The following is an 18,699-nucleotide window of genomic DNA, read 5'->3' on the forward strand; positions in this document are numbered from 1 at the left end:
TGGATTTCTCCCGGAAATGAGTGATGTCGGGGCCGTGCCTCAGCCGCCCTTGACGGCGCCTGCGGTCAGCCCGGCGACGATCTGCCTTTGCGCGAACAGGGTCAGCACCAGCACCGGCAGCGTCACCACAAGTGCTGCGGCGGCGAGCGGACCCCAGCTCACCTGCTCGTAGGAAAGCATGTTGTAGACGGCGACCGGCAGCGTGCGAGTCTCGCGGCTGGCGAGCACAATGCCGAAGACGAAATTGTTCCATGAGAAGATGATCGACAGGATGAAGGCGACGACAATGCCCGGCTTGGCGATGGGCAAGGCGACCAGCCGGAACACCTGCCAGGAACTGGCGCCATCAATGTTGGCCGCTTCTTCCAGCTCCATCGGCGTGGTCTCGAAATAGCCGATCATCACCCAGACCACGATCGGCACCGTCACCACCAGATGGATGATGATCTGCGGCCACAGTGTGCCGAGAATGCCGACCCACTGGAACAGCAGGAACAGCGGAATGAGATAGGAAAGCCCCGGCGTCATGCGGGCGATCATGATGACCACCGCCGAGCGTTCGGCCTTGAGCCGCGCGATGCCATAGCCCGCCGGCACGCCGATCAGCAGCGCCAGCAACGTTGCCGTGCCCGTCACCAGAACCGAATTCCAGAAATAGAGCAGGAAATTGTTCTCCTCGAATACCTTCACATAGTTCGACCAGGCGAGATGTTCCGGGATCAGAATCGGCGGGTATGCACCGTTGTCGATCTCGAACTTCAGCGACAGCGAGACCATCCAGAGGAAGAACAGGATCGCCGGCGAGACGAAGACCAGAGCCGCGAAAAACAGCCCGATCCGGTTGAGCAGCCGTGAACTCATCTATTTGCCCTCCACCCCGATCCATTGGGAGCGCTGGCGCAGCATCAGCAGGATGAAGGACAGCGCGACGATGACGATGAAGAACACCACGGCCATGGCCGAGCCATAGCCGATGTCGTAGTAGGAGAAGGCGGTGTTGTAGAGATAGATGTTGATGGTTTCCGAGGCCGTGCCCGGTCCGCCCTGGGTCATGGCATAGATGATGTCAAAACTTTTCAGCGCATCGATGGTGCGGATGATCATCGCGATCATCAGGAACGGCGCGATCATCGGCAAGGTGAGATAGCGGAATTGCTGCCAGGCGTTGGCGCCATCGATCTCGGCGCTCTCGAAGGGCTCGCGCGGCACGGAGGCCAAGCCGCCCAGCACGATCAGCATCACCAGCGGCGTCCACTGCCATGTCTCGACCGCAACCAGGGACGGGATGACCGTCCTGGCATTAAAGATCCATTCCTGCGCCGGGATGCCGACCAGCGACAACAGATAGTTGAGCACGCCGAGCTGGGGATGGAACATCATCGTCCAGACCAGCGCCACGGCGACTGGCGTTGCCATCATCGGCATGACGAAGACGCCGCGCAACAGGCCGCGCAGCGGAAATTTGGCGTCGAAGATCAGCGCCGCGACAGTGCCGAGGAACATCGGCGCCGCAACCGAAAGCGCCGTGTAGGTCAGCGTATGGAAAAGCGATTCCCAGAAGCGTTGGTCGACGGCCAGCCGCAGGTAATTTTCCATCCCGGCAAAGCTTCGCGCCTGGCCGAGGGTCCAGCGGTTGACGCTCATCCACAGTGTGAAGGCCCAGGGAAAGACGATCACGGCGCCGACGACGACGAGCGCCGGGACGACGAAAGGCCAGTAGTTGGGAGCCAGCCGGATGGTCTGGCCCCCTTCGATGGCTTGCGTCGTCACCCCGGTGCGTTCTGGGGTGATGGCGGACATCAGCCTTGCTCGCTCCGGTCGAGCACCGGCTGGAACTGCTCGGTGGCCTTCTTCAGTTCCTCCGCCGGATCGGCGCCGGCGATCAGATTGGTCAGCGCCACGCCATAGATGTCGCGGAACTCGGTGACCGGAATGATGACCGGCAGCGACAGCCGGCTGACATTGCCCGAGCCGACCACGGCATCGAGCCAACTCGCCGGCATGGTGACGCCTTCGCGCACCTTGGGATTTTCCAGCACCGACTTGCGGAACGGCACGCCGGCACCCGCCTGCAGCAGGCGCGCGCCCATGGCGGGCGAAATCGCCCACTGGCAGAAGAGGTAGGCGGCCTCCTTCTTCTCGCTGGTGGCCGTCACGCCGAGGCCGTCGCCAAAGGTGCCGGCGGCATGCGCCTTGGGCCCCTTCGGCATGACGCCGTAGCCAACCTTGCCGACCACTCGTGACTTTTCCGGATTTTCCATTGGCGGGGCAAAGCCGACGCCATCGAACCACATCCCGATCTTGCCTTGCAGGAAGGCGGACTGGGCTTCGGCCCAGTTGAATCCGGTGACGCCTGGAGGCGCCGACTTGGTCATCAGCCGCTGGTAGAGGCTGGCTGCCTCGACCGCCTCGGGCGAGGTCGTGCGCAGCTTGCCCTTGTCGTCGAGCGGCGTCATGTCGTAGCCGAGCATAAGCGACGTCCACACCGGCGTGTTGGCGTTCTTGAGGCCGCGGCCGACAAATCCATAGGTGTTGGTCGACGGGTCGGTCAGCGCTTCGGCCGCCGCCACCAATTGCTCGAAGGTTTCAGGGTATTTGAGGCCCTTGGCCTCGAACAATTCCTTGTTCCAGTAGACGATCCAGTAGTCGACTGAGAACGGCAGCGAGCGCAGCACGCCCTGGCCGTCCTTGGCAAACAGCATGCCGGCATCGGCGAAATCGGTTTCCACCAGCGCAGGATCGGTCAGGGTCGGGTCAGCGAGATAGCCTGATATGTCGGCCAGCCAGTCGCCCTTTTCGAACTGGCGCTTCTGCACGTGGTAGCTCAGATGCACGACGTCGAAGCTCGGTTTGCCGGAGCTCAGTTCGATCACCGTCTTCTGGCGCTGCTGCTGTTCCGGCGTCGCTTCGGCATTGACCTTGATCCCGGTCAGTTCCTCGAACTCGGCGATGTATTTTATCAGCGTGTCGCTGCGCGGGCTTTTCACCAGATTGACGTCAAGCGTCGTTCCCGCAAAGCGCTTCCAGTCGACGCCGGCGGCAAAGCTTGGGCGAACGCCCGCAAAGCCGGCGGCGGCAAGCGCCGCGGTTCCCTGAAGCAGTTGCCTCCTGGTTGGGTTGAACAGATTGCACGACATTTCTTCCTCCCGGTTGTTGTCGTTATCGATTGCATCGCGGACCGCGGTGCGGCTCAGGTTTCCTCAGATCTGCAGCGCCAGCCGGCGCGCCTTGTCGATATGCAGACTGATCGCCTCGACCGCCTTCCCTGGATCGCGGCTCTCCATGGCTTCGATCACCGCCAGGTGCTCGCGCATGACCGGCACGACGCGCCCGTCGATACGGAACCGCTCCTGGTGGATCAGGCGGATCTTCACCGAATTGACCAGATAGGCCTTGGCGATGATCTCGTTGCCCAGCGCATCGATGAACGTGTCGTGCATGGCCCAGTCGATGGTCTGCGCCTTGGCCTCCATCTCCGGCGTCGGGGTCTGCGCAAGCGCCTGGGCATGCATGTCCTCATGCTCGCGCCGCAAGCGGGCAAGCTCGGCATCGGAGGCGCTGACCGTAAACAGCGCCACCGCTTCACGCTCCATGAACAGGCGGAACTGAAAGGCCTCGCGGATCAGGCTGATATCTATATGGGCGATCTGCATGCCGCGCTGCGGAATGGTCGTCAGCAGTCCTTCCGCCTCGAGACGCGGCACGATCTCGCGAATGGCGCCGAGCGGCAGTCCGGTGAAGGCAACCAGCTCACGTTGCGACACGAACTGGCCTGGCTTGAAGTCGCGCGCCAGCAAATGCCGCGTGAAGCTGGCATAGGCCTTCTCCCTGAGGGTGGTCGGTTCGTTGCCGTCTTCCATTTCGGCGCGCTTCCCTTTGCCGGTCAGGCCGGTTCCCTGGCAAACAAGCTGTCATAGGCTGAGGCAAGCTGCTGCTGCCCTTGCAACGCGATCGGCTCCAGCGGCGGACGGACCGCCAGCCAGCGCTCGTCGCCGGTCTTACGCGCCACCATCACCTTTACCGCCGGGGTGACCGGATATTTGAGCAATTCGAGCACAAAACTCTCGACGCGAGGATCGTCGCGCCCGTCCTCGGCCATGGCGCGGATTTCGCCCGGGACGAAATTGGCCATGCCCGAGATTGCGCCTTGAGCACCCAGTCGCACCGCACGCGCCAGATGCCTTTCATCGCCGATCAGGATCACCAGATCGCCATGGGCGGCAAGCAGCGCCTCGCTGTAGCTCCAATTTCCACCGGAATCCTTGACCCCGGCGACCACGTCGGGAAAAGCAGTGCGCAACCGGCCGATCAGGCCAAGCGAAAGCTGCACCATGGTAACCGAAGGGATGTTGTAGAGCAGCACGTCACGGGCGAGGGGGCCGAGCGCGGCAAAGACGGCGGAGAACCAGCCGAAAAGGCCGTCCTCGCCGACATTCTTGAAGTAGCTCGGCGGGGCCAGCAGAATGTTTCGGGCGCCTCGCTGCAAGGCATGCTGTGCCTGTTCGGCGGCGTCTTCGGCGGCGTCGACCAGCACGCCGGCAACGAGTTGATGCGGCAGGATTCCAGCAGCCAGCATGGCCTCGGTCACCGACCGCCGCTCCGTCGTGCCCACCGATGCGCCTTCCCCTGTGGTGCCGAAAAGCGTCACGCTGCCGCAACCCTGCGCCAGGCAACTTTCGGCCTGAGCGATCATGGGGGCGGTGGCGATCTGCCCGCGGGCATCGAAAGGCGTGGCGAGAGCGGCCGAAAGGCCAAAGCGTGATGTCACCGGAAGGTCTCCGAAGCAGGTATGTATGCTGTGCTAGCACACTAACATGTTAGTCGTAAATTGGGGTGGTGCGCTTTTTTAACAGCGGAGGCCCCCCACCTTTTTTATCGAGAGGTTCACGGGTTCAAGCCATGGCGGATCGAGACCATTGGCGAAACAGCAGGATGGCCCAGTGTTCGGGCGCGGAGCGGCAGCTCCAACCTTGTCCCCATCCCAGTCGATGGCTAAACTCAGCCTTTCCCAGGGGAGGTTCTGACATGACACTTCAGCTTTCGGCGGATGCTGTCGCTCCTAAGGCGGCGGCGCCTCAAAAGTACCTCTTCGGCCCGGTCGCCGATTTCCTCATGCTGGGCGGCAGCGCGTTTCTCATCCTGCCGGTGCTGTTTCTCGTTCCGCTCGAATATGAGGGTCCGGTGGCCGCAACGATGGTGATCGTTGCCTATCTCGTGAACTATCCCCACTTCGCCCACTCCTACCAGCTTTTCTACCGCAATTTCGGGCGCAAGGTGACGGGCGACGGCTACGACAGGAGCCTGCAGCTTCGCTACATCTTCGCGGGCATTGTCGTGCCCCTCGCCATGGCCGGGTTCTTCGCCTATGGCGCGGCGGCGGCGAACACGCGCCTGCTCGGCTATGCCACCAACGCGATGTTCTTTTTCGTCGGCTGGCACTACGTCAAGCAGGGCTATGGCATGCTGATGGTGGATGCGGTGCTGAAGCGCAAATTCTTCGACGACCGCGACAAGAAGGTGCTGCTGGTCAACTCCTATGCGGTGTGGATCCTGGCATGGCTGCAGACGAATACCGCAGTCACCCAAGGCAAATATTACGGCCTGGACTATTACACCTTCGCGGCCCCTTCCTGGGTCACCAACATCGCCATGCTGGCGGCCGTTGCGTCGACGGCGGCTACGCTTTTGATGCTGGTCAATCGCTGGCGGAAGAACGGCGGCGGCCTGCCTTATAACGGTCTGGTGGCCTATGTCGCGTCGCTCTATCTCTGGATCCTGATTGCAAGGATAAACCCGCTCTGGCTGCTGATCGTGCCAGCGCTCCACTCGCTGCAGTACCTCGCCGTGGTCTGGCGCTACCAGACGAACGTCGAGCGCGACAGCTTGGACGCTGAAGGCGATCCGCAGCCGAAAATCCTGTCCTTTCTTGGACCCCTATACAGGTTTCGGCTCCTCGGCTTCATCGTCGGCGGCACGGCCCTTGGCTATCTCGGCTTCTGGCTGATCCCATCCGCGCTGACGGCCTTGATCCCGTATGACAGGCAAGTGCTGGGGTCATCGCTGTTCTTCTTCATCGTGCTGATCTTCATCAATGTGCACCATTATTTTCTGGACAATGTGATGTGGCGCCGTGGCAATCCGGAGGTATCGCGGTATCTGTTCCGCTGACTGATGCGCAGACTGTCGAGCCCGGGTTTCATCAGCTGTCGAATATGCCGTTGCCAGCGTGATCGTCAGTGCAACGGAGAGCCCTGGAATGGCGGAGTGCTTTTCCGAGAGCCGCCTGGAAAAATACCCTGCGGTGGCATCTGTACCGGCGTTGGCGCCGCCGGCGTGCCATCGATCATGAAGATGGACATTGAGGGCAGCGAAGCCGAATGCCTGGAAGCCATCCTCGAAGCTGGGCTGCAAGATGCTGTCGGCGCCATTCTGGTTGAAACGCACGACCGGGTGTCGCCAGACATAGCGCATCGGGTGGAGCGCATTCGCCAGCGCATCGCCCAGGAAACATCCGAAACATCAATCTGGAATGGATCTGACTGCGCGCCGTCGTTGCCCGGCAACCGACGGCCCCAGTTTGCTTGATCTGCTAACTTTAGGACAACCCGACCAGGGAAAGCGCCTTGCGCCGGACCCGCTTTGCCAGCAGGCGCGCGAGTTCTGTTGTCGACTGGATTGGCGGCTCGACATAAACCGGGACCTCAACAGGGACCTCGACCACCACGGTCTCTCGTTCCGGCGTCTTTGGTGCGGGCGAAAACATTGCGTGGCGTTTTTGCTGCACGTGGTCCGGGAAATGCTAGGCCGGCTTGCGCTATAGGACGTTTTCCGGCAATGGAAACGCAACATCGGGGCGTTAGCGTAGAAATGATTGATGGATTGCGTGTGGCGGTGATCATGCCCGCCTATAATGCGTCGGCTACACTGGAGAAGACCTACTTCGCCTTGCCGATGCAATTGATCGACGACGTTATTCTCACGGACGATCTCTCGAAGGACGATACTGTCGGCATTTCGCGACAGCTCGGCATTCACACAATCGAGCATTCGATCAACAAAGGCTACGGTGGCAATCAGAAGACTTGTTACGATGCGGCGCTGCAGCGCGATGCCGATATCGTCGTGATGCTTCATCCCGATTATCAATATTCGCCCAGGTTGGTGCCGGCGATTGCCTCGATGGTCGCCTCTGGCGAGTATGATTACGTCTTTGGTTCGCGCATCTTGGGCAAGGGTGCCCTGCGCGGCGGCATGCCGGTCTATAAATATATCGCCAATCGCTTTCTGACCCTGGTTCAAAACATTCTGATCGGTCAGAAAATGTCGGAGTTTCACACTGGCTTTCGGTGCTGGAGCCGGAAAGCGTTGACCGAGATTCCTTATCACCGGTGCTCGGACGACTTTGTGTTCGACAATGAGATGGTCTGCCAGGCCGTCTATCTCGGCCTGCGTGGTGGCGAGATGTCCTGTCCGACGAGATACTTCCCGGAGGCGTCGTCGATCAACTTTCGGCGTAGCGTCGTCTATGGCTTGGGTGTCTTGAAAACCGCGGCGAAGTTTCGCCTCAGCAAACTGGGCATTCGACAAGATCCGTTATTCGTCGGGAGCAATATCTGATGAGGCGTCGGACACGAATGGCCCTCGGTGTGGCGGGCCTTGCGATGGTTCTCGTCCCCGCGGCGCTGTCGGGCTATCTCGACGATATCTTGCGGATCGCCAAAGCGAGCGTTCAGCAGACAGGGCTGTTCGGTTTCGTTGCGCTGGTCGTGATGCAGTTTCTAGTGGCCGCCACCGGCATATTGCCGGCGTCCCTGCTCGGGATCGCAGGCGGAGCGGTTTACGGATTCGCCGGTGGATCGGCAATGGCGCTCGTCGGGACTTTGGCCGGCGGCATCGTCGGCTACTACGTAGGCCGAAAGGGTCTGCAAAACGTTCCTTTTACCAACACGAAAATTGTTGGCGGCCTCGACAAGGTCAAACAGTTCCTTGCCGCTGACGGCTGGCGATCGGTTTTTCTGATCCGCCTGTCACCGGTCGTTCCCTTTGCCGCCACAAGCATTGCGCTGGGCGCGAGTGGAATTCGCCTCGCCGACTACGTGATAGGAACCGCAGCGTCGCTTCCCGCCCTTTTTGGTTATGTCTATGTCGGTTCATTGCTCGGCAATGCGGCGTCTCTCGAATCGCCTGAGTTTCACCAGGTTTTTTTGCTGATGCTGGCTGGAGGTGTTATTGCAGGCGCGACGTTGGTCGGCAGGTTCGTCATGTACCATCACAATTCCGAAACAACCTGATGTGCTTGTTAGCAGTGGTATTCTCCACAGTCCGGTAGCTGTACTCCGCCTGCTCCGGGGTAATTTACAAGCGTTTGCGACGGTGACGTGAGATGGGTCGTTGCCTGCGAGGACCAACTGGTGTGGGACGGTGTGAAGAACAAGCCGTCGACCATGGCGTTGTAGTCTCGATTTGCGAGGACCGCGCATAGGCAAATAGCAACCGCCGCGACCCTTGTAACCAACCTCCACGAAGACGCCCAAATCGCCAGAACGATCAGAAGTGTTGCAACTGGCGCGAAGTAATACCTGAAGCCAGATCCTGATTGGAGCAGTGACTCGGCACCTCCGACGGCGAGAATCGCAGTAGCCGAAAATTGCAGCGCAACGATCGGGACGAGCAGCAGGATGGGCTGGCGGCGGGCGAGGAAAACTGCAGCTCCAAGCACGCCAAGGAACACGATGGCAGCTGCTATCAGTTCAAGCGTACCCGGTGTCAAGTTGCTGAAAAACAAGGCCGGCCAAAGGATCGCACCACCCACCTTGAGCAGGAACAGGTCTGGCAAGCTTGCAAAACCGAGGAACGTGAACGGCCGTACGGCCAAGCCGGTATTCGTTGCCGGCAACAGTGCGCAGCCGATCTGCGTCGCCAATCCAGGAATAGACCAAACCAGAGGTCGGACAAGATAAGGCTGCCGTAGCACAAAGCCGGCAGCCGCCCATATGATAAGCGCGAAAGCTGCGGGGGTTCCTGTGAACGGCAGCACTAGAAGAAGACCGATATGAACGCGATTGAGCGGCTGTTTGAACGCCAACGACCCAAAAACAAGCGCGGCATAAACAGGTCCCCAGCCTTTGATGTGCAGTGCCGTTCCGAATGTTTCCGATGCGGTGACGCAATAGAGCGCGGTCGCAACCGCCAACAGGATTCCGGTTCGCCACGATATCGATTGCGTTGTGCCGGCGACAACAAATGGAAACAGCAAAGCCACCAGAAGACCGGAGCCGGTGTCAACGACCGGCCACCACTGAAGTCCGGCCGACACCGCAACGGCTGAAGATAGGTTTGCCGCTAGATCGTAGTAATTGCTTGCCGGGTTGAACAGAGCGGCTAACGGACCGTTCGCATAGGCATAGCCGAAGTACAGAGGGCCAATTTCAGCCCAAACCCTGTAGAAGGTAAGCAACGCCGGGGCTCTTGCCGCGACCAGGATCGCAAACAGTATCCCTGCGACGATGGTACACTCGGTCTTGCCCCTGGGGGATAACGAATCGTCTGCCCGGACATAAAGGAAGCTCAACCCTGCAAAGGCGAGAAACTCAACCAAAGTAAATGCATTGAACGGTGTCGACATCTGCCCCCCGGCTGGATGGCGTGGCGCCCCACGCGGTCTGGGGCGGTGATACAGACGGGATGGCGAAGAGTAAATGGCTACTTTTGCTACCCGCTCAGCGGCGCTCCAGACAGCCCGAAGACGAATTCTGCGGAGCTAGATCAAGTCCAGGATGTTCGGGTCGCCGCGCTCTGCCCGGAAGCGGTCTGCCCATTCGAGGTTTGATGCATCCCTTTGCAGCTCAACGGTCACGTTGCCGGGGTCCAGCCTGGAGGGCGGCTTCAGGCCCATCAGCTCGGCGACCTGACTGACGGCGTGGCGAGGGTCCTCGATCATTGTCTCGTATTCGAACCGCAAGGGCTCGATACCGGTGCGCGCAAAGAACATCTCCCAGCGGGCTCGTTCACGAGCAAGGGCGTTGAGCTGGCTCTGGATCAGTCCAGCGTCGAAGACCGGCTTCTGGGCCATCGGTTGGCTCGATCGGTATTGTCCTGTCTGCAGCGCGCGTGCCCAGGAAATCGCTTGGCCAAGCAAGTCGCGTCTGGTGAGCAGAACGAAGCGAAGATTGGGAAGGGCATCGACCCAGTTCACCTCGCCCGAAATCCAGTCGTGCTGGTGGGCAAATAACTTCAAGCCGTAGATGCCGTTGGGAGTGGCGCCCATGGTAAGGATCTTCCAGACCTGGCCGGCGATATCCTTGGGGTAGTCCGGGTCATCGAAATAGCGCCGCCCGCCCCAATTGAAATATTCCAGCGGATGTCCGAGCAGGCCCGTGCCGCTCAGATGCTGGCACAAGAAATTGCTGCCGGATCGTGGCGAGGTGCAGATGCTGTAGCCACTCAATTTATCGCGGTCCAAGCCGTCGAGCCCTGTCAATGTCCGGCCCCTTTACGCGCCCGAAGGAGAAGCTTTCTGATGAACAAGGGGATCATACCGTTGTACAGCCGCTTTATCTCGTCCACAAAATTTGAAAGGTTCGAAAGCTGTTCCTCCACCCGGCTCAGCACAGCCGGGTTGTCGCCCAGCGCGGCGGCTCGCGAGACAGCCTCGTCCAGAACAAGCTGCTGGGTTCTGGCGTTCTGTTCGCCAAGCTTCTCCAAAACTCGCGAGTTCGCGTGGGACTGAGCCAGAAGCGTCGCCAATTCGGGCGCATCCGGCCAGCCGTGCAATTCTTTCACGATATGAAACCATCTTCGGCGTGGATGCGAGACCCCGATCTCTTCGATCCACACGGCGGTCGCAAGCGCGCGCTCATCGGGATCCAGCCCCCTGTCGGATCGCAGCACCTGATCATAGATGCGCAGATGTTCCTCGATAAAATACGCATCGCCGGCCGCCTTCCGAAAATAGGTGGACACCGCCGCGGCATCGTTCGCACCGAAACCGGATATCGCGCCCAGAAGATTTTCGACCGTGGTCGGCTTGGTCAAAAGCCCAACGCCCAGATTGAAGCGACGCCATGCCTCCATGTTTGCGCTGCTTAGCAATCCCGCGAAACCGCGCGCGTCGCAAACCACGACGGAACAGCCGACCGCAGCTGCCTCGATGGCCATCCGGGCGGTTGCGAACACGATGTCGTAACCAAGCAGATCCTGTTCCAGCTGCTGCGAAAACCGCCCGGTGGCTGGACCTAGCTCATCCAGCTGGATGCCACTTCTCGCACAGGCCTCACGAACCGCCGCCTGGTGCTCGAAATTCTTGGTCAGCAGCAGGCCTCGCGCGGGTCTGGCGGGGAGCGGTGGGCGCTGTTTGAAGCGATTGAGATCGACCGCGTTGTAGACAAGGCTCATCTGGTCGGCCGGTATGCCCCTCGACAGGCATTTGGCTCGGCACGCCTCGTCGACCGCAATCCAATGGCGTATCTGGGGATGCAGCATCGGCGCTTCGACTTCAAAGAAGGCGCTGTGACAGGAAAATACCGCTGGCACGTCGGGAAACCTGGCGAGCGCAGTCAGGCAGGGCGTCAGATGCTGGGCGTGAATGACATCGGGCCTTTCGACGATCTCGGCAATCCGATCGACGACATGATGCCCGCGCCGACGCATTCTATCGGCCATGTCGCCCAGAGTGGGAGCCAGCAGCATGGTCTGATGGCCGGCGTCGCGAAGCCCGTCGGCCAACAGTTCGACGACCGCTTCCGATCCGCTGTTTCGCGACAGGGAGAGATTGGTGATAAGAATTCGCAACGGGCGATTCCTTGCTTGCGCACTACATCTGATATGAGAGAGAAAGGCGCATGAGTTTCTGGCAGCGTCTTAAGTTGAAGCCGCTGACCAAACAAGCTTCGTCAGCATTGTCGCGGCCAAGGTTTGCTCCTGAATTTGTCCCCAGGCCATTCGGCTCGATCGGACCAGAAACTGGATTGGAGCCATTGTTGCCTGAAAAGTCAGGAGAAAAACTGGAAAACGTGCTGATTCTCGCTCACCCCGGGCACGAACTCAGGATCCACCATTGGCTCGAGATCGCCAAACCAAGGGTCTATCTTCTGACCGACGGATCAGGCGGCAAGGAAACATCGCGAACCCGCTATTCGCGCGATCTGGTCGAAGCTGCGGGCGCGACACGCGGCGCGGTGTTTGGGGAAATTCCGGATGGCGCCTGGTACGAAGCGCTGCTGGCCGGGAACCATGATTTCCTGATCGACGTGTTTTCGAGAGTGCGCGCCGATCTAACGACCGCAAAGAATGTCCAGATCGTATCGGATGCGGTCGACGGCTATAATCCCATACATGATCTTGCCTTTGCGTTTGGCCAGGCCCTCTGCCGAGGACTGCGAAAGACGGCACAGGTCGGCAAACAGCTTTGTTCCGCTGCGGTTCCAAATGTGGCGGGACGTGTCGAATCGGCAATTCAGCTTTCCCCGGCCGCGCGGGCGCGGAAGATAGCGGCTGTTGAAAATTATAGTCCCCTCGCCGATGAAGCGCGTCGGATACTCGAGAGGGATCCGCAATGCTTCGACAGGGAAAATCTGATGTCCCAGGATTTTGACTGGAATTCCTCCTGGACACCGGAGTGGGAGCGCATTGGTAAACAGCGCGTTGCCGATGGCCGCTACCGCCAATGCATTACATACAGGGATAATGTCCAACCCGCCGCGCGGCGCCTCATGTCTGAAAGTGCTGCGGTATTTGCGGCCGCAAACTAAGTCTCAGGCTTTCACGAAACCAGTGAGACATTGCCGCCGGCATGGCGCTCGATGCGGCCGGCAAGGTCGAGTTCCAGCAGCACCATGGAGACTTGCGCGGCGTTGAGGCCGGTGTGGCGGATGATCTCGTCCACGCCCACCGGCGTTGGGCCTAGCACTTCGAGCACGCCGCTGCGTTCGTCCTCACCGGGCGGGGGAGTTGCCGAAAAATCGGGTGCCTTTTCTGGCGGCGCAATGCTTCGCGTTCGCGTGCCCGCCAAGGGTGCGATCGCACCGGAAACATCGGCCGCCTCGGTGACCAGGGTGGCGCCGTCCTTGAGCAGGCCGTTGGAGCCGGCGCAGCGCGGATCGAGCGGCGAACCCGGTACGGCAAAGACCAGCCGGCCCATCTCGCCGGCCAGGCGCGCGCTGATCAGCGAGCCGGAGCGTTGCGCAGCTTCGATGACCACCAGTCCGAGGGCGGCGCCCGCGACAAGCCGGTTGCGGCGCGGAAAATCCTGCGCCCGCGGCTGCCAGCCGAACGGCATTTCCGAAATAACGGCGCCGCCACGCTCGGCAATGTCTTCGCACAAGCCGATATTTTCGGGCGGGTAGGGGACATCGAGCCCACCGGCCAGCACACCCACTGTACCAGTCGAGAGACTGCCCTGGTGTGCTGCCGTGTCGATGCCGCGCGCCAGGCCGGAAACGATGACGTAGCCGTCGCGGCCAAGATCCGCCGCCAGCATGCGCGCCATCTTGATGCCGGCGAGCGACGCGTTGCGGGCGCCGACGATGGCCACCGCCGGCAGGCGAAAGACGGCTGCCTCGCCCTTCACGGCAATCAGTGGCGGCGGATTGTCCATGTTTTTCAGCATCGGCGGGTAGTCGGCCTCGCCGATGCCGACGAAGCGGGCGCCGTTTTCACTGGCTGCGTCGAGTTCCGCTTCGGCTTCCTCCACGGAAGGAATGCGCATGATCCTTTTGGCTCCGCCCGAAATCATCAGCTCGGGCAGCATCTCCAACGCCGCCTCCGCCGAACCAAAGCGGTTGATCAATTCGCGAAACGAGGCCGGGCCGACATTTTGTGTGCGGATCAGCCGCAGCCAGCTCAGCCGCTGCCGGTCGCTGAGGCGCGGCCCGGCGGCGGGCTTGCTCAACCCTTGGCTCCGATCTTGCCTTCGGTGCCGGCAAGAAGGCGCGAAATGTTGGCGCGATGTTTGAAGATGACGATCAGGCTCATCACCAGGAACAGCCCGGCGGTCTCAGGTGTGCTCCAGAAATAAAGCGCGATCGGCACGATGACCGCCGCCGTCAGCGCTGCCAGCGAGGAATAGCGAAACAGAAAAGCCATCGCCAGCCAGACGACGATAAAAATCAGCGCCACATGCCAGCCGAGCGCGATCAGCACGCCGAGATAGGTCGCCACGCCCTTGCCGCCCTTGAAACCGAGCCAGACCGGAAACAGATGGCCAAGGAAGGCGCCAAGGCCCGCCCAGAGTCCAAGGCCGGCCCACAGTCCGTAGTCGTGTCCAAAATGGCGCGCGATCATCACCGCCGCCGTACCCTTCAACGCGTCGAGCACCAGCGTCGCGGCGGCGAGGCCCTTGTTGCCGGTGCGCAGAACGTTGGTGGCGCCGATATTGCCGGAGCCGATTTTGCGCACATCGCCGAGGCCGGCCGCGCGGGTGATCAAGAGGCCGAAGGGAATCGAGCCGAGGAGATAGCCGAACAGCAATGCCAGGATAACGTTATAACTCATTGTTTGCCCCCGCATTTCCCCAGCAACATATCGGTCTGCGACGTGGCGCGATCGCTCTAGCTCGAAAACACTGTGCGGCCCGCCACCAGCGTTTGCAAGACCATGCCTTGCAGCCGCGCACCTTCGAAGCAGGTGTTTTTCGAGCGCGAGCGGATGCCGCTTTCACTCACGATCCAGGGTTCTTCAAGGTCGATCAGCGCAAGATCGGCCGGCGCTCCCGGCTTCAGCGTGCCGCCCGGCAGGCCGAACAGCCTTGCTGGTGCGGTGGACAGTGTTTCGACCAGCCGAAGTAGCGGCACGTCGCCATTGTGGTAGAGCCGAAGCGCTGCTCCAAGCAGCGTCTCCAACCCGATCGCGCCGGCAGCTGCATCGGCGAAGGGAAGGCGCTTGGTGTCGACATCCTGAGGGTCGTGCGAGGAGACGATGATGTCGATGGTGCCGTCCTTGACCGCCTCGATCATGGCCAGCCGGTCTTCCTCGGCGCGCAAAGGCGGCGTCAGCCGGAAGAAGGTGCGGTATTCCCCGACATCGTTTTCGTTCAGCGACAGATTGTGGATCGCCACGCCCGCCGTGACATTGGCCTGGTCGGCTTTCGCCCGCGTCACCGCTTGCGCTGCCGTCGCCGTCGAGATCTTGGCCGCGTGGTAGGCGCCGCGCGTCAGCCGCGCCAGCGCCAGGTCGCGCTCCAGCGGGATGGACTCGGCCTCGCGCGGAATGCCGGCAAGGCCGAGCCAGCTGGCATACAGGCCTTCATTCATCACGCCTGCCGAAGCGAGGTCGCCATCCTGTGTCTCATGTGCGATGACGCCACCGAAATCGCGGGCATAGGTGAGAGCCCGGCGCATCACCAGTGCGCTGGATATTGTGTGCCGCCCATCGGTGAAGGCGACCGCACCGGCCTCGCGCAACAGGCCGAATTCGGTCATCTCGCGACCGGCGAGGCCTTTGGTGATCGCCGCCGCCGGAAAGATGTTGACGCTTGCCGTGTCCCGGGCGGTGCGCAGCACGAATTCGACCAGCGCGACATTGTCGATCACCGGGTCCGTGTCGGGCATCATAACGACGGAGGTAACGCCGCCGGCCGCCGCCGCAACGCTGGCCGAAGCGATGGTCTCGCGATGTTCGCCGCCCGGTTCGCCGATGAAGACGCGCGCGTCGATCAGGCCGGGAATGATTGCCTTGCCGGCGCAGTCGACCACGGTGGCTCCCGCCGGCAGGCCCTGGTTCAGGGCAGCCTTGCCGGCGGCAACGATCTTTTTCCCCTCGACGATCACGGTGCCGACCTCGTCGATGCCGCGTGACGGGTCGACGATGCGGGCGCGCTCAAAGACCGTCGTGCTCATGCCACCCGGCCCTCGTTGCGGCGCGGGTCGAGCAGCGCTTCCATCACCGCCATGCGCACGGCGACACCCATCTCGACCTGTTCCTGGATGACGCTTTGGGGACCGTCGGCGATTTCGGACGCAATCTCGACGCCGCGGTTCATCGGACCGGGATGCATCACCAGCGCGCCGTCCTTGGCGGCCTTCAGCTTTTCGGCATCGAGGCCGAAATAGCGGAAATATTCGCGTACCGAAGGCACGAAGGCGCCTTCCATCCGCTCACGCTGCAGGCGCAGCATCATCACCACGTCGGCGCCCTTGAGGCCCTCGGCCATCGAGCGCGAGACGATGACGCCCATTTTCTCGATGCCGGTGGGCAGCAGCGTCGACGGCGCCACGACCCGCACCTGCGCGCCAAGCGCGTTCAACAGCATGATGTTGGAACGCGCGACGCGCGAATGCAGGATGTCGCCGCAGATCGCTACGATCAGTTTCGACAGCGGCCCCTTGGCGCGGCGGATGGTCAGCGCGTCGAGCAGCGCCTGCGTCGGGTGTTCATGCGCGCCGTCGCCGGCATTGACCACCGAGCAGCCGACCTTCTGCGCCAAAAGGGCGGCGGCGCCCGCAGACTGGTGGCGGATGATCAGGATGTCGGGCCGCATGGCGTTCAGCGTCATCGCCGTGTCGATCAGCGTCTCGCCCTTCTTCACCGAAGAGCTCGCCACCGACATGTTCATGACGTCGGCGCCGAGCCGTTTCCCGGCCAGTTCGAACGACGACTGCGTGCGCGTCGAGGCTTCGTAGAAGAGGTTGATCTGGGTGCGGCCGCGCAGCGTCGAGGTCTTCTTTTCGGACTGCCGCGAAATGGCGACGGCGCGATCGGCCCGGTCGAGCAGGAGCTCGATATCACCGGGGGAAAGATCGCGGATGCCCAGAAGATGGCGGTGAGGATAAAGCGGCAGGGACGAAGCGTCGGTCATCTCAAGGCGCTGCTATAGGGGGGAGAATTCCTTGCCGCAAGCGCCAGCTTGGGATTGCGGCCTTTCTCCCCGGTATTTTCGTCGCGCGCGCCGCCTGGCTTGGGCTATATCTAGCCGATTGCTTCGGATTCGAAGCCTTGTGATGATAAGGCCTTTCTACCGTTAGAAGGCCCTTCTACTTTCAGAAGGATTGGGCGTGACCGACGACGTGACCAACCAGCCGCCGCCGCTGACGGGCGGCAACGCCTGGCGGGGCGATCCGTTGCTGATCCAGCTTGCCGAGCGTTTTTCCGATCCGGTGCGCAAGGACCTCGACGGGCTTGGCCGGTTCGTCCTGACGCAGGAGGCGCAGGAGCTGGCGCGCCTCGCCAATGTCGAGACGCCGAAGCTCCGCACGCATGACCGTCAGGGCCGGCGCATCGACCTCGTCGAATTCCATCCGGCCTATCATGCGCTGATGCGCCGCTCGGTTGCCGGCGGCCTGCATTCCTCGATCTGGGAAAACGGCGATAGCGAGATCGGCCGTCGCCATCAGGTGCGCGCCGCGCGTTTCTACCTGACCGCCGAACTCGAGACCGGGCATCTCTGCCCCATCACCATGACCAGCGCTTCGCTGGCCGCCCTGATGGCCAGCCCAAAGCTGTTTCGCGAATGGGCGCCGCGCGTGACGACGCGCAAATACGACCAGAGCCAGAAGCCGCCGGTCGACAAGGCCGGGCTGACGCTCGGCATGGGCATGACCGAAAAGCAGGGCGGCACCGACGTGCGCGCCAACACCACACGGGCCGAACGCGCCGGCAGCGGCTTTTATCGCCTCACCGGCCACAAATGGTTCATGTCGGCGCCGATGTCGGACGCTTTTCTCGTGCTTGGACAGGCGCCGGAAGGGCTTTCCTGTTTTCTCGTCCCGCGCATCCTCGGCGACGGTTCCGGCAACGGCTTCCGCTTTCAGCGGCTGAAGGACAAGCTCGGCAACCGCTCCAACGCCTCATCGGAGGTAGAGTTCGTCAACGCCATCGGCGAGATGGTCGGCGAGCCCGGCGCCGGTATAAAGACGATCATGGACATGGTCACGCTGACCCGGCTCGACTGCGCCGTCGCCTCGTCGGCAATCATGCGAGCGGGGCTGGCTGAGGCCGTGCATCACGCCCGTCACCGCCAGGTGGCCGGCTCGACGCTGATCGAACAGCCGCTTATGCAGCGCGTGCTGGCGGACATGGCGCTCGATGTCGCCGCCGCCACGGCACTCTCGTTCCGACTGGCGCGCTCCTTCGACGAGGCTGCCGGCGACCGCGGCGAGGCTGCTTTTGCCCGCGCCATGACCCCGGTGGTCAAATACTGGGTCTGCAAGATCGCGCCGCCACTGCTCTATGAGGCGATGGAGTGCCTCGGCGGCAATGGCTATGTCGAGGAAGCGCCGCTCGCCCGCTACTACCGCGAAGCCCCGGTCAATGCGATCTGGGAGGGCTCAGGCAATGTCATGGCGCTCGACGTGCTGCGCGTGCTCGGCCGCGCGCCCGGCCTGTTCGAGGAGGTGCTGGCCGGCATCGACCGCGATCTCGGCGCCGGCGGACGCGGAACCATTGGCGTGCTCAAGGCGGCCATGCAGGTCGCCGGCACCGATGAGGGGTCGGCCCGCCTGCTGACCGAACAGCTGGCGCTGTCGGCGGCAGCTGCGGAATTGCGCCGGCTGGGGGCAGGGCGGATTGCGGACGCCTTCGTCGAGACGCGGCTCGCCGGCCAGTGGCGCAACACCTATGGCATGCTCGATTCGCGCCACGATGCGCGCATGATCATCGACACGCTCTATCCGCCGGTGAATTGAGGGCCTTCCGCCAGGCCGTGAACGAATTTGCCTGCCTGTGGACAGCCGTTAACCTTAACGAATGGTTTCCGTTGCAGCCGCA

At 61.9% G+C, this 18,699-nt stretch carries 18 protein-coding genes; 6 read left to right on the plus strand and 12 right to left on the minus strand.

Annotated elements, in window-relative coordinates:
• Window positions 1-39 precede the first annotated feature (39 nt).
• From AC3EMP_RS20760 to AC3EMP_RS20780, 5 genes are all read right to left on the minus strand, one after another.
• A complete protein-coding gene (locus tag AC3EMP_RS20760) occupies window positions 40-861 on the minus strand; it encodes a carbohydrate ABC transporter permease (RefSeq protein WP_023684659.1) in 822 nt (273 codons plus the stop codon).
• Window positions 862-1,800, minus strand: a complete 939-nt coding sequence (locus tag AC3EMP_RS20765; RefSeq protein ID WP_023670984.1) for a carbohydrate ABC transporter permease — start codon at window positions 1,798-1,800, stop codon at window positions 862-864. It abuts the gene before it with no gap.
• Window positions 1,800-3,137, minus strand: a complete 1,338-nt coding sequence (locus AC3EMP_RS20770) for an ABC transporter substrate-binding protein (RefSeq protein ID WP_352711946.1) — start codon at window positions 3,135-3,137, stop codon at window positions 1,800-1,802. The genes AC3EMP_RS20765 and AC3EMP_RS20770 overlap by 1 nt, the downstream gene beginning before the upstream one ends.
• Window positions 3,138-3,200: 63 nt before the next feature.
• Window positions 3,201-3,860 carry a GntR family transcriptional regulator gene (locus tag AC3EMP_RS20775; RefSeq protein WP_023706209.1) on the minus strand — a complete coding sequence of 220 codons (660 nt, stop codon included), beginning with the start codon at window positions 3,858-3,860 and terminating at the stop codon, window positions 3,201-3,203.
• Window positions 3,861-3,883: 23 nt separating this feature from the next.
• Entirely contained in the window at window positions 3,884-4,768 is an 885-nt protein-coding gene (locus AC3EMP_RS20780; RefSeq protein WP_023745126.1) for a dihydrodipicolinate synthase family protein, read from the minus strand.
• A 257-nt stretch (window positions 4,769-5,025) separates the two neighbouring features.
• Between AC3EMP_RS20780 and AC3EMP_RS20785 the strand changes: the two genes are divergently transcribed.
• The 4 genes from AC3EMP_RS20785 to AC3EMP_RS20800 all read left to right on the plus strand — a co-directional run bounded on the left by AC3EMP_RS20785 (window position 5,026) and on the right by AC3EMP_RS20800 (window position 8,291).
• Window positions 5,026-6,168: a hypothetical protein gene (locus tag AC3EMP_RS20785; protein ID WP_352498240.1), complete on the plus strand. Its 1,143-nt coding sequence runs from the start codon at window positions 5,026-5,028 to the stop codon at window positions 6,166-6,168.
• 177 nt (window positions 6,169-6,345) lie between these two features.
• The gene (locus tag AC3EMP_RS20790) at window positions 6,346-6,585 is read left to right on the plus strand and encodes a hypothetical protein (RefSeq protein ID WP_023696527.1); all 240 of its coding nucleotides are present in this window, start codon (window positions 6,346-6,348) and stop codon (window positions 6,583-6,585) included.
• Between the two features lie 249 nt (window positions 6,586-6,834).
• Window positions 6,835-7,617 carry a glycosyltransferase family 2 protein gene (locus AC3EMP_RS20795; protein ID WP_196813777.1) on the plus strand — a complete coding sequence of 261 codons (783 nt, stop codon included), beginning with the start codon at window positions 6,835-6,837 and terminating at the stop codon, window positions 7,615-7,617.
• Between the two features lie 17 nt (window positions 7,618-7,634).
• Window positions 7,635-8,291 carry a TVP38/TMEM64 family protein gene (locus AC3EMP_RS20800; protein ID WP_023688606.1) on the plus strand — a complete coding sequence of 219 codons (657 nt, stop codon included), beginning with the start codon at window positions 7,635-7,637 and terminating at the stop codon, window positions 8,289-8,291.
• An 8-nt stretch (window positions 8,292-8,299) separates the two neighbouring features.
• On the opposite strand, the gene AC3EMP_RS20805 is transcribed toward AC3EMP_RS20800, so the two are convergent.
• The 3 genes from AC3EMP_RS20805 to AC3EMP_RS20815 all read right to left on the minus strand — a co-directional run bounded on the left by AC3EMP_RS20805 (window position 8,300) and on the right by AC3EMP_RS20815 (window position 11,790).
• The gene (locus AC3EMP_RS20805) at window positions 8,300-9,625 is read right to left on the minus strand and encodes a hypothetical protein (protein ID WP_023688605.1); all 1,326 of its coding nucleotides are present in this window, start codon (window positions 9,623-9,625) and stop codon (window positions 8,300-8,302) included.
• A 135-nt stretch (window positions 9,626-9,760) separates the two neighbouring features.
• A complete protein-coding gene (locus AC3EMP_RS20810; protein WP_081839806.1) occupies window positions 9,761-10,480 on the minus strand; it encodes a Stf0 family sulfotransferase in 720 nt (239 codons plus the stop codon).
• Entirely contained in the window at window positions 10,477-11,790 is a 1,314-nt protein-coding gene (locus AC3EMP_RS20815; RefSeq protein ID WP_023696532.1) for a glycosyltransferase, read from the minus strand. Before AC3EMP_RS20815 ends, AC3EMP_RS20810 begins: the two co-directional genes overlap by 4 nt.
• A 50-nt stretch (window positions 11,791-11,840) precedes the next feature.
• Between AC3EMP_RS20815 and AC3EMP_RS20820 the strand changes: the two genes are divergently transcribed.
• A complete protein-coding gene (locus tag AC3EMP_RS20820) occupies window positions 11,841-12,749 on the plus strand; it encodes a hypothetical protein (RefSeq protein ID WP_245263851.1) in 909 nt (302 codons plus the stop codon).
• An 11-nt stretch (window positions 12,750-12,760) separates the two neighbouring features.
• Here the strand turns inward: AC3EMP_RS20820 and dprA are convergent, their stop codons facing one another.
• The 4 genes from dprA to AC3EMP_RS20840 are packed head-to-tail and all read right to left on the minus strand — an operon-like array spanning window position 12,761 to window position 16,792.
• Window positions 12,761-13,888, minus strand: a complete 1,128-nt coding sequence (gene dprA, locus AC3EMP_RS20825) for a DNA-processing protein DprA (RefSeq protein WP_031199582.1) — start codon at window positions 13,886-13,888, stop codon at window positions 12,761-12,763.
• The gene (plsY, locus tag AC3EMP_RS20830; RefSeq protein WP_023696534.1) at window positions 13,885-14,490 is read right to left on the minus strand and encodes a glycerol-3-phosphate 1-O-acyltransferase PlsY; all 606 of its coding nucleotides are present in this window, start codon (window positions 14,488-14,490) and stop codon (window positions 13,885-13,887) included. Before plsY ends, dprA begins: the two co-directional genes overlap by 4 nt.
• Before the next feature lie 56 nt (window positions 14,491-14,546).
• Entirely contained in the window at window positions 14,547-15,833 is a 1,287-nt protein-coding gene (locus AC3EMP_RS20835) for a dihydroorotase (protein ID WP_023684667.1), read from the minus strand.
• Window positions 15,830-16,792, minus strand: a complete 963-nt coding sequence (locus AC3EMP_RS20840) for an aspartate carbamoyltransferase catalytic subunit (RefSeq protein WP_023684668.1) — start codon at window positions 16,790-16,792, stop codon at window positions 15,830-15,832. The genes AC3EMP_RS20835 and AC3EMP_RS20840 overlap by 4 nt, the downstream gene beginning before the upstream one ends.
• Window positions 16,793-16,988: 196 nt before the next feature.
• On the opposite strand from AC3EMP_RS20840, the gene AC3EMP_RS20845 reads away from it, so the two are divergent.
• Window positions 16,989-18,617 (plus strand): DNA alkylation response protein, encoded by a 1,629-nt coding sequence (locus AC3EMP_RS20845; protein ID WP_023670993.1) that lies wholly within the window; start codon window positions 16,989-16,991, stop codon window positions 18,615-18,617.
• Window positions 18,618-18,699 lie beyond the last annotated feature (82 nt).

Source organism: Mesorhizobium sp. P160219, assembly GCF_057786095.1.